The sequence below is a fragment of the Streptococcus sp. GMD5S genome (assembly GCF_000298715.2).
Classification (GTDB): Bacteria; Bacillota; Bacilli; order Lactobacillales; family Streptococcaceae; genus Streptococcus.
Map to the genome: position 1 here is coordinate 1 of NZ_AJRG02000028.1, position 10,253 is coordinate 10,253.

Sequence of the window (10,253 nt, forward strand, 5' to 3'; positions counted from 1 at the left end):
TCAATTCAGTCTGCTTGCTTGATAAAGAAAACAAAATCATAGCATACGGTAAAGCTATATCAGGCGATTCAGGGAATTGTTGCTGTACGACTTGCAATTTCTCAGCAGTAGTTTCCAGCTCTTTCAATTCAGTCTGCTCGGTTGATAAGTTGAACAAAATCTTAGCCAATGCTTCTGCCATATCAGGTGAGTCTGGAAAGTATTGCTGCACGACTTGTAATTTCTTAGCAGTAGTCTCCAATTCTTCCAATTCAGTCTGCTTGCTTGATAGATTAACCAAAGTCCTAGTATACGGTAAAGCAATATCATGTGAATCATGGAATTGTTGTTGCAATTTCTGTAATTTCTCAACAGTAGCCTCTCGTTCTTTCAATTCAGTCTGCTCGGTTGATAAGTTGAACAAAATTTTAGCCAATGCTTCTGCCATATCAGGTGAGTCTGGAAAGCATTGCTGCACGACTTTTAATTTCTCAACAGTAGCCTCTCGTTCTTTCAATTCAGTCTGCTTGCTTGATAAATTGAACAAAATTCTAGCATACGATAAAGCTATATCATGTGAATCATGGAATTGTTGTTGCACGACTTTTAATTTCTCAACAGTAGCCTCTCGTTCTTTCAATTCAGTCTGCTTGTTTGATAAATTAACCAAAATCATGGCATATAGCAAAGCAATATCATGTGCATCGTAGAATTGTTGTTGCACGACTTTTAATTTCTCAGCAGTAGTCTCTAGCTCTTTTAATTCAGTTTGCTTGGTTGATAAATAAAACAAAGTCATAGCATACCGCAACGCAATGTCTTCTGATTCAGGGTATTGTTCATAAATTGTTCTTGCCTTTTCTGCTAGAGCTTCACGGCTAGCCTTATCTGTCGCCTTGGCTGATAAGTTAAGGAGCTTATTTAACTCTGCTAAACTCTCTTCCAAATTGTATTTCTGTTCATTCATTCTGTACACCTCATTTAAAATAGTAGCTATCTTATGAACTAATGTATTTTTCCTATGACAATTAGTTTCTATACATCTTATTATATCAAAAATGCCATCTTTCTGCTAACAGATGGATGGTGCTTCTTGTTGGTATAAGCACCAAAAAAGCCAGACAGTGTCTGGCTTTGCATTGTTTATATCTGAGAAGTATTTTAGAAAAATTAAAGAATCTTATCAGCCCGATCCACCATAAAGAGTGAGACGGTCATGATGATATCAACAGCTAGTAGGGCAAGAACCGCTGGAACCCAAGATTGGAAAAGATCAAAACTGTAACCAAACAAGGTAGGACCAAAGGCCGCCAAGATGTAGCCCCCTGTTTGCGCAAGTCCTGATAGCTGGGCCGTCTTTTCAGGAGAACTGGTTTTAAGAGAAAAGCAAACCATGAGATAAGGAAAAAGAGCGCTACAGGCAGTCCCAATCAAGAGGTGAGCGACTAGCCAGTAGAGGAAGTTGTTGCTTGGATACAAGAGCATGGCAATTCCTGTCATCCCAGCGATAGAGATAATTGCCAGCATGATTCGACGGTGACCATCTGATAGACGAGTCGTTAGACTTGGAACAGTCATTGAAAAAGGAATGCTGATCAGTGAGAAAATAGAAGCGAGGAGAGCCGCATCACTATTAGAAAGACCAGCACTAATAGCCATAGTTGGCAACCAGGTCATACTTGTATAAAAGAGCAAGGACTGAAGACCACCAAAGACAATGATAGCCCAGACATCTTTACTTTTTAGAATATTCTCTTTGACTTGCTTTTCTTTCTGGCTTTCTAGGTGGTGGTTGTGGCGATGATTTGGCAACCAGACTAGCAGAGTGACTAGACAGAGAAAGCTGAGAACGAGGATGAGGCCCTTCCAAGAACTAGCTTGGGTGATAGGGACCGAAAGATAAGAAGCGATGGCTGTCGAAATTCCCATGGCAGTGACATAGAGAGTTGTTAGGAAACTAATCTTTTGAGGCTGATTTGCCTGGATCATACTTGGGAGGAGTACATTGAAGATCGCAATGCTTGCTCCCACAATTAGGGTCCCTAGATAGAGAAGGGGAAGATTGAAAATCCGAATGACAGAGCCAACAGTTAAGAGGAGGAGACAGTAAGTAAAGAGGTGTTCCAACCCGATTTTTTGTGCCAAGCGGCTCGCAAAAGCAGAGAAAAGAGCAAACATCAAGAGAGGGAGACTGGTTAAAATCCCAAGTGAGCTGACCTCCACTCCTAGTCCCTGAGCGATATCTCCTAAAATAGTTGGAAGAGCAGTAAAAGGAGAGCGTAAAACGGTCCCGATTAAGACAATTCCTAGAACAAAAAAGAGTGATTGTTTTTTCATAAAAACCTCGATAGGATGATTTTAATAACAGCTTATTTTAAGGTTTTTTCCTTATAATGTCAAGTAATGATAGCCAAGACAGTTCAATCAATGGAAGTGAAAATATAGTGAAAAGTGACAGATTTCTTTACTAGAATTTTCCTTGATTTGATATAAAAATAGGAAACTAGGAGAATTTGTGATAAAATAGTGGAAGGAAATCTATACATTGGAGAAAAACTGTGCCTGAAAAGCAAAAAATCAGCGTCTTGATGTCGGTCTATGTAAAGGAAAATCCGACGTTTTTAAGAGATGCTATCAAAAGTGTTCAAAACCAGACCTTGAAACCGAGCGAACTTGTTCTTGTTGAGGATGGGCCGCTCACACCCGAACTCTATCAGGTGCTAGATGAAGTGGAAGCTCAGTCAGACATTCCAGTTAAACGGTGCCCCTTAGAAGAAAATCAAGGTTTAGGCTTGGCTCTTCGATACGGTGTTTTACAGTGCCAGTATGACATTATTGCCCGCATGGATACGGATGATTTAGCTGTTCCGGATCGTTTTGAGAAACAGCTTCAGCTAATGGAGAAAGAAGATCTCGATCTCTTAGGCGGGCATATCGCAGAGTTCATTGACAATCCAGATGAGATTGTGTCTTATCGTCGTGTTCCAACTCAGCATGCAGACATTGTGGCTTATCAGAGAATGAGAAGCGCCTTTAACCATATGACAGTCATGTTCAAAAAGAGCATGGTCCTCAAGGCAGGCAACTATGAAGATGGCCTTTACATGGAGGATGACCTCCTTTGGCTCAATATGATTGCTGCAGGTGCCAAGACTGGGAACCTAGATCAAATCTTGTGTAAGGTTCGTGTCGGTGCAGGGATGTTTGAGCGTCGAGGTGGCTTGCGTTACCTCAAACTCTATCGTCAAGCTCGCCAACGGATGCTTGAGCGAGGGCAAATTTCTTACATGGAATATGCTAAAAGTGTAGCCATTCAGGCAATTGTTGCACTTTGTCCAGGATTTGTACGTCAGTTTATCTTCGTCAAACTTTTAAGAAAGAGAAAGTAAGCCCCGATAGACTGAATGATTCAGGTTATCATAACAACAGTATCATCTGACTCTTTTAAGGGGGAGTAAATTCCTATGAATAAAAAACTAACAGATTATGTGATTGATCTGGTTGAAATTTTAAATAAACAGCAAAAACAAGTGTTTTGGGGGATATTCGATATTCTGAGTATGGTGGTTTCCATCATCGTATCTTATATCTTGTTTTATGGCCTTATAAATCCTGCGCCTGTGGATTACGTGATCTACACTCTTTTAGCCTTCCTCCTCTATCAAATCATGATTGCGTTTTGGGGGCTAAATGCTAGTATTAGTCGTTATAGCAAGATTACGGATTTCATGAAAATCTTTTTCGGAGTGATGCTCAGCAGTGTTCTTTCTTATGGAATCTGCTATGCCTTTCTTCCATTGTTTTCTATCCGTTTCATCGTACTCTTCATTTTGTTGAGTACCTTCCTCATCTTGCTTCCTCGTATCACTTGGCAGCTGATTTATTCTAAGCGCAAGCAAGGTAGTGGAGATGGAGAGCATCGCCGTACCTTCTTGATCGGTGCTGGTGATGGTGGCGCCCTCTTTATGAACAGCTACCAACATCCAACTAGCGACCTTGAGCTAGTGGGGATTTTGGATAACGATGAAAAGAAAAAGGGACAAAAACTAGGTGGGATCCCAGTTCTGGGCTCTTATGATAATCTACCTGAATTAGCTAAACGTCACCAAATCGAGCGTGTCATCGTAGCGATCCCTTCGCTTGACCCATCAGAGTACGAACGCATCTTGCAGATGTGTAATAAGCTAGGCGTCAAATGTTACAAGATGCCTAAGGTTGAGACAGTCGTTCAAGGACTCCATCAACCAGGTAGTGGTTTCCAAAAAATTGATATCACAGACCTTTTGGGCCGTCAGGAAATTCGTCTCGACGAATCGCGTCTGGGTACTGAGATTACAGGCAAGACCATCCTGGTGACAGGGGCAGGTGGTTCGATTGGTTCAGAGATTTGTCGTCAGGTTAGTCGCTTTAATCCCGAGCGTATTGTCTTGCTTGGACATGGTGAAAACTCAATCTATCTCGTTTATCATGAATTGATCCGTACATTCCAAGGGATTGATTATGTTCCTGTTATTGCAGATATTCAGGACTATGACCGACTCTTGCAGGTGTTTGAGCAGTACAAACCAGCCATTGTCTACCATGCTGCTGCCCACAAGCACGTTCCGATGATGGAACGCAATCCAAAAGAAGCCTTCAAAAACAATATCCTCGGAACTTACAATGTTGCCAAGGCTGTGGATGAGGCCAAAGTGCCTAAGATGGTCATGATTTCGACTGATAAGGCGGTCAATCCACCGAATGTTATGGGTGCAACCAAGCGCGTGGCAGAATTGATTGTCACTGGCTTTAACCAACGCAGCAAATCAACCTACTGTGCAGTTCGTTTTGGGAATGTTCTCGGTAGTCGTGGTAGCGTGATTCCTGTCTTTGAACGTCAGATTGCTGAAGGCGGTCCTGTAACGGTGACAGACTTCCGTATGACACGTTACTTTATGACCATTCCAGAGGCTAGCCGTCTAGTAATCCATGCTGGCGCTTATGCCAAGGACGGAGAAGTCTTTATCCTCGATATGGGCAAACCAGTCAAGATCTATGACTTGGCTAAGAAAATGGTTCTTCTAAGCGGACACACTGAAAGTGAAATTCCAATCGTTGAGGTCGGTATCCGCCCAGGAGAAAAACTCTATGAAGAACTCTTGGTTTCGACCGAATTGGTTGATAACCAAGTCATGGACAAGATTTTCGTTGGTAAGGTTAACGTCATGCCTCTAGAAGCCATTGATCAAAAGATTGAAGAATTCCGTTCACTCAGCGGAGATGAGCTCAAAAAAGCCATCATTTCCTTTGCAAACGAAACAACTCATGCTGAGTAAGAGTGTCCATCTACCTTCATAATGAAACAACTATCGCCAGTTTTCTGAGAGAATCAGAAAGCTGGTTTTTATAAATAGAGAGTAGAGAACATCGGATCTTTCAAAGGTTTAATAAGCGCAACTATTCAAGGGACGATGTTATGTGATCTATTAGGAGAGTGATTTCAGACAATCTAAAAACTACCTCTTTTTTAAGCTGGTAACATAACTTTGCGAAATAAGTATTAAAATCAAAAGGAGATTTTTGTATGCTGAGTGCTATTAGGAGTTTTTTCAAAGGCTATGCAAATTTTTCTGGTCGTTCCACACGTCCAGAATTTTGGTGGGTTTGGCTGCTAAATATGATAATTTTCTTGCCCGCCTACTACTCACTTTTTACTGGAGTAGAATCTGATAAAGCCATCAGGAATATTGCGGTCTTCAGTATGTGTATTATTTTGTTTATAATAGAGTTTGTTCCTCTACTAGCACTGATAGTACGTCGCTTACGAGATGTGGGTATCCATTGGGCCTATATTTTTATTGTATTTGTTCCTTTGGGTGCAATAACACTGCTCGTTATGCTCGCTATGCCAAGTCAACGATTTGGAGAAAAAGTGATAGAGAATAGTGAAAAAGATAAAGAGAATACGGAAGACTCTCGGTTTGAAGAAATGGTACGAAAATATTAAGATATTTTTACTCTATTTAAAAACGTCTGAGTCGCTTCGCTGCTTACGAGACGCTGGTTTCCACTGGGCCTTTATCTTCATTGCTTTGGTTCCTCTCGTTGGACCGATTGCGCTTATTGTCATGCTTGCTTGGCCAAGTAAGAAGGATGAAGATACAGATACTGAAGAACAGGATCAAATTACTGCTTAAGCATGGAGTTGATTCCTTCTGATAGTAACAATATATAAAAAATACTCCTCAACCTAGTTCACTAGTGTTAGGAGTATTTTTGTATGTTGTATTATTTATAGTTGCTTAATGATATCATCAATGGTACGGGCAATCCAGTCAGGCTGATAGCTGAGCAAATCAGCTTCTTCTCCAAATCCCCAAGTAACAGCGAACTTTTTAATGCCAGTTTCTTGGGCTCCAATCATGTCAAACTTGGTGTCTCCGATGATGAGGACTTGGTCTGCAGGAAGTTGATGCATTTGCAAGGCGTAACGGATGACATCCGCCTTGTGTGGCGTTTCAGGACTAGAGCCGTAAATGCCGTCAAAGAAATGATGGATTCCCAGATTTTTAGTCATATCCTGGGCAGTCGGAGTATTCTTTGTTGTAGTGATGTAGAGAGGGTAGTTTTGTGAAAGTTCTTGGAGTAATTCCGTTATTCGGGGGAAGAGTTGGGCTTCGTGGATCCCTTTTTCCTTGTAGTAAGAGCGGTATATCTGGACGGCCTCAGAGATTTGTTCCTGGGGAAGGCATGTTGCAAAACTACTTTCAAGGGGCGGTCCCATAAAACCACGAATGGTTTTGGCATCAGGGCTTGGAACTCCTAGCTTTTTAAAGGTATGGGTAAAGGCATTGTGGATCCCGAGGGAACTGTCAACCAGGGTTCCGTCTAGATCAAAAAAGATTGCTGAGATAGAGGGCATAGTTTCTCCTAATAGATATAGATAAGCTTATTCTCCGAAGATTTCTTTTTGTAGGCGGCGACCAGTAGGTGTGGCGGCGAGTCCACCCTCGGCCGTTTCACGAAAGGCAGTTGGAAGACTCGATCCGACTTGGTACATGGCATCGATGACTTCGTCAACAGGGATCTTAGACTCGATACCTGCCAAGGCCATGTCTGCTGCGATAAAGGCAAAGCTGGCTCCCATGGCATTGCGCTTAACACAGGGAACTTCAACCAAACCAGCGACGGGGTCGCAGATGAGGCCCAGCATATTTTTAATGACAAAGGCGATGGCTTGACTAGCCTGATAGGGAGTTCCACCTGCAGCCAAGGTCAAGGCTGCGGCACTCATGGCAGAGGCAGAGCCAACTTCGGCCTGGCAGCCACCTTCAGCGCCTGAGATAGAGGCATTGTTTGCGATGACTAGTCCAAAGGCACCAGCAGCAAAGAGGAAATCCAGCTGTTCTTCGTGGCTGAGGTCAAGTTTTTGGATAGCAGCAGTGAGAACGGCTGGCAGACAGCCGGCACTTCCTGCGGTTGGAGTAGCGCAGACCAAGCCCATCTTCGCATTGTGTTCATTGACCGCGATGGCATTACGGGCTGCTGATAGGATGGTAAGGTCCGACAAGGCCTTTCCACTTTTGAGATGGCGGTCTAGTTTGGCCGCGTCTCCACCCGTTAGGCCACTACGGGATTTGTTTTCACTGAGGCCGAGCTCGACAGAGGCTTTCATGACTTCTAGATTGCGTTCCATGAGGAGGAGAACTTCTGGCCGTTCCCGACCGGTTAGTTGATATTCTGTCGCAATCATGAGTTCTGCGACATTTCCTTGGAAGTCTAGATCCGCCTGCTCGACCAATTCTTTGATAGAATAAAACATGTTTCCTCCTACTTAAAGAAATTGACATTGTGGAGATGAGGGATTTTTCGGATTTCTTCAATCGCCTCTTCGCAACTTCGACTATCGACTTCGATAATCATAATGGCTTTTTCTCCAGCTTTTTCTCGAGTCACATTCATCTGAGCGATGTTGATATCGAAACGAGAGAGGGCTTCAGTAACATGGGCAATCATACCTGGAACATCTTGATGCACGATGATGATGGTCGGTGTGTTCATGTTGAGAGAGACAGCAAAGCCGTTAAGTTCCGTAACTTGGATATTTCCTCCACCGATGGAAATTCCTGTCACACTAATGGATTTGTGTTCATTCTTCACAGTAATTTTAGTGGTATTAGGATGAGGGGCATTGCTGTCTTTCTGAATGGTCCAGACAATCTTGATACCACGTTTATGGGCAATCTCTAGGCTATTTGGAATGTCGGGATCGTCCGTATCCATACCTAATATACCAGCGACGAGAGCAAGGTCGGTTCCATGACCACGGTAGGTTTTGGCAAATGAATTAAATAATTGGAATTCGACTTCTGTCGGCGTATCGTCAAAGATGGAAGAGACGATTTTCCCGATGCGAACAGCTCCAGCTGTGTGGCTACTTGATGGGCCAATCATGACAGGTCCGATAATGTCAAAGACAGATTGAAAACGAAGTGAGTGCATCTGTTTCCCCTTACAAAGATTCTTATATCTATTATATCAAAGAATGGACCTCCGCGCTTATTTCCCTTATCAAAAGCTTAAAATGATTAAAGATAGTATAAAATAAGGTCTTTTGTGACAAAAACCTCCTTAAAACGGTAAATATAAAACATTTTTGTAATATTTCTACATAAAACCGTTAAACAACGGTAACATTTAAAAGGTATCATAGATATATCCAATGGAAGGAGAATTTTTAGATATGTCATTAACAACTAAAAAAATTAAAACAACTATCGCAGGAGTAGCAACTTTGCTTGCTTTCTTTGCTCCATCACTTGCATCTGCCCAAGAAACTGTAACTTACACAGTTAAATCAGGTGATACTCTTTCAGAAATCGCTGAGAAGTACAACACAACTGTTGAAAAATTGGCAGCAAAAAACAACATCAAAGATATTCACCTTATCTATGTTGACCAAGTTTTGGTTATCGAAGGAACAGCTCCATCGACAGCAACTGCAACCGCTGCAGCTTCAGCAACAACTTATGAAGCACCAGCAGCTGCGGAAGAAACTGCAGAAGAAGTAACTGAAACAACAACCTATGAAGCGCCAGCTGCACCTGCAACTCCAGCAGCAGAAAGCAACACTGCAGCAGCTTCTACTGTAAGTGGTTCTGAAGCAGAAGCCAAAGAATGGATCGCTCAAAAAGAATCAGGCGGTAGCTACACTGCTACAAACGGACGTTACATCGGACGTTACCAATTGACAGATTCATACTTGAACGGTGACTACTCAGCTGAAAACCAAGAACGTGTAGCAGATGCCTACGTTGCAGGACGTTACGGTTCATGGACAGCTGCCAAGAACTTCTGGCTTAACAACGGTTGGTATTAAGAACTAGCTAACAGAAAAATATGTAAAAGTCGAGGAAATCCCTCGACTTTTTTATATTTCCTTTGGTTGATGATAGGTCTCTACTTCTTTTTTGAGATGAGATAGCATGGAGGTTTCATCGGTTAGTTCCAGAAGGGAGAAACCTTTTTGGATAAGTTTAGAATCATCCGTACAAATCCCAATACGGACATAGCAGATAGCAAGCCTATCGTAGCTTTTCTTGTTCTTGGCATCTTCTAGTAAAGTATAGCATATTTGTTTACACATATTTCTATCTTGATTGTATAAGTAAATGGTGGAGAGGTTGAGTAGGATTGCCATTCGCAAGTCATATAAATGTTGATAGTTTTTATAGACTTCTAAGCGTTGCAAGATTTTTCCAGTGATGAGATGGATATGTTCTATAGGAAAGGTAAAGAGAATGGTATTGAGAATTTTTAAGTCATTCTCGTACCAAGTGTCCTGCTTTTCTATCTTCTTCCATAGCTTCTTTACAGTATTGTTAACTTCGATTGACAGTTTTTTAGTCCCATTTTGGCGAATATAGATAACAATTTCTAGCATATCTCGTATCTCTTTGATGGGGAGGTCGTGGTGAGTTTTGAGGTAGTCTTGACATTTTTGAAATAGTTTTTCGAGTTCATTAGTCCCTAGGATTGAGCTCATATTGAGATAGGTTTGCATAATTTCTGTGCGTTGACTTGGTTGATAAAGTTGACAGATATATTCAAACTCTTCAAAACTCATATTGACTTGTCGGAGAAGAAACTCCATATTCTCATATTTAGGAGTTGTTTTCCCGCTTTCGATTTTTGATAGGCTGGTTCTTGAAAGGACGCTACCACAGACATCTTCTTGGGTTAATCCTTTTGACTCACGTATTTCTTTATAAACATTTCCAAAATCGTAGCGCATG

11 protein-coding genes are annotated in these 10,253 nt (G+C 41.9%); 5 read left to right on the top strand and 6 right to left on the bottom strand.

The features are described 5' to 3' along the window. A partial coding sequence (locus GMD5S_RS10750; RefSeq protein ID WP_016893851.1) for a hypothetical protein occupies nucleotides 1–946 on the bottom strand: 946 nt, incomplete at its 3' end. 203 nt (nucleotides 947–1,149) lie between these two features. Then, entirely contained in the window at nucleotides 1,150–2,316 is a 1,167-nt protein-coding gene (locus GMD5S_RS0209315) for a CynX/NimT family MFS transporter (protein ID WP_000744868.1), read from the bottom strand. Between the two features lie 221 nt (nucleotides 2,317–2,537). Between GMD5S_RS0209315 and GMD5S_RS0209320 the strand changes: the two genes are divergently transcribed. The 4 genes from GMD5S_RS0209320 to GMD5S_RS0209335 all read left to right on the top strand — a co-directional run bounded on the left by GMD5S_RS0209320 (nucleotide 2,538) and on the right by GMD5S_RS0209335 (nucleotide 6,155). Then, complete coding sequence (locus GMD5S_RS0209320; protein WP_001114302.1) at nucleotides 2,538–3,368, top strand: glycosyltransferase; 831 nt, start codon at nucleotides 2,538–2,540, stop codon at nucleotides 3,366–3,368. A 75-nt stretch (nucleotides 3,369–3,443) separates the two neighbouring features. After that, on the top strand, nucleotides 3,444–5,294 hold the full coding sequence (locus GMD5S_RS0209325; RefSeq protein WP_001035729.1) for a nucleoside-diphosphate sugar epimerase/dehydratase: 1,851 nt from the start codon (nucleotides 3,444–3,446) through the stop codon (nucleotides 5,292–5,294). A 248-nt stretch (nucleotides 5,295–5,542) separates the two neighbouring features. Beyond that, entirely contained in the window at nucleotides 5,543–5,965 is a 423-nt protein-coding gene (locus tag GMD5S_RS0209330; RefSeq protein WP_000947292.1) for a DUF805 domain-containing protein, read from the top strand. Then, nucleotides 5,940–6,155 carry a hypothetical protein gene (locus GMD5S_RS0209335; protein ID WP_000759536.1) on the top strand — a complete coding sequence of 72 codons (216 nt, stop codon included), beginning with the start codon at nucleotides 5,940–5,942 and terminating at the stop codon, nucleotides 6,153–6,155. The genes GMD5S_RS0209330 and GMD5S_RS0209335 overlap by 26 nt, the downstream gene beginning before the upstream one ends. Nucleotides 6,156–6,250: 95 nt before the next feature. Here GMD5S_RS0209335 and GMD5S_RS0209340 read toward each other — a convergent pair whose 3' ends face one another. Genes GMD5S_RS0209340 through sdaAB form a run of 3 tightly spaced genes read right to left on the bottom strand, consistent with a single transcriptional unit; the run spans nucleotide 6,251 to nucleotide 8,460 of the window. Then, nucleotides 6,251–6,880, bottom strand: coding sequence for an HAD-IA family hydrolase (locus GMD5S_RS0209340; RefSeq protein WP_001139324.1), 630 nt, complete (start codon nucleotides 6,878–6,880; stop codon nucleotides 6,251–6,253). 27 nt (nucleotides 6,881–6,907) lie between these two features. Beyond that, nucleotides 6,908–7,780, bottom strand: a complete 873-nt coding sequence (gene sdaAA / locus GMD5S_RS0209345; RefSeq protein ID WP_000500035.1) for an L-serine ammonia-lyase, iron-sulfur-dependent, subunit alpha — start codon at nucleotides 7,778–7,780, stop codon at nucleotides 6,908–6,910. Between the two features lie 8 nt (nucleotides 7,781–7,788). Continuing rightward, nucleotides 7,789–8,460 carry an L-serine ammonia-lyase, iron-sulfur-dependent subunit beta gene (gene sdaAB, locus GMD5S_RS0209350; protein WP_000555868.1) on the bottom strand — a complete coding sequence of 224 codons (672 nt, stop codon included), beginning with the start codon at nucleotides 8,458–8,460 and terminating at the stop codon, nucleotides 7,789–7,791. A gap of 241 nt (nucleotides 8,461–8,701) precedes the next feature. Between sdaAB and GMD5S_RS0209355 the strand changes: the two genes are divergently transcribed. Further along, on the top strand, nucleotides 8,702–9,337 hold the full coding sequence (locus GMD5S_RS0209355; protein WP_000060321.1) for a LysM peptidoglycan-binding domain-containing protein: 636 nt from the start codon (nucleotides 8,702–8,704) through the stop codon (nucleotides 9,335–9,337). Between the two features lie 51 nt (nucleotides 9,338–9,388). On the opposite strand, the gene GMD5S_RS0209360 is transcribed toward GMD5S_RS0209355, so the two are convergent. Continuing rightward, the gene (locus GMD5S_RS0209360) at nucleotides 9,389–10,252 is read right to left on the bottom strand and encodes a helix-turn-helix domain-containing protein (protein ID WP_001268185.1); all 864 of its coding nucleotides are present in this window, start codon (nucleotides 10,250–10,252) and stop codon (nucleotides 9,389–9,391) included. Nucleotide 10,253 lies beyond the last annotated feature (1 nt).

What these genes read in the sequence shown, in the direction of transcription:
- sdaAA (WP_000500035.1), bottom strand. Translation starts at nt 7,780, where the DNA reads ATGTTTTATTCTATCAAAGAATTGGTCGAGCAGGCGGATCTAGACTTC.
- sdaAB (WP_000555868.1), bottom strand. Translation starts at nt 8,460, where the DNA reads ATGCACTCACTTCGTTTTCAATCTGTCTTTGACATTATCGGACCTGTC.
- GMD5S_RS0209355 (WP_000060321.1), top strand. Translation starts at nt 8,702, where the DNA reads ATGTCATTAACAACTAAAAAAATTAAAACAACTATCGCAGGAGTAGCA.
- GMD5S_RS0209330 (WP_000947292.1), top strand. Translation starts at nt 5,543, where the DNA reads ATGCTGAGTGCTATTAGGAGTTTTTTCAAAGGCTATGCAAATTTTTCT.
- GMD5S_RS0209360 (WP_001268185.1), bottom strand. Translation starts at nt 10,252, where the DNA reads ATGCGCTACGATTTTGGAAATGTTTATAAAGAAATACGTGAGTCAAAA.
- GMD5S_RS0209325 (WP_001035729.1), top strand. Translation starts at nt 3,444, where the DNA reads ATGAATAAAAAACTAACAGATTATGTGATTGATCTGGTTGAAATTTTA.
- GMD5S_RS0209340 (WP_001139324.1), bottom strand. Translation starts at nt 6,880, where the DNA reads ATGCCCTCTATCTCAGCAATCTTTTTTGATCTAGACGGAACCCTGGTT.
- GMD5S_RS0209315 (WP_000744868.1), bottom strand. Translation starts at nt 2,316, where the DNA reads ATGAAAAAACAATCACTCTTTTTTGTTCTAGGAATTGTCTTAATCGGG.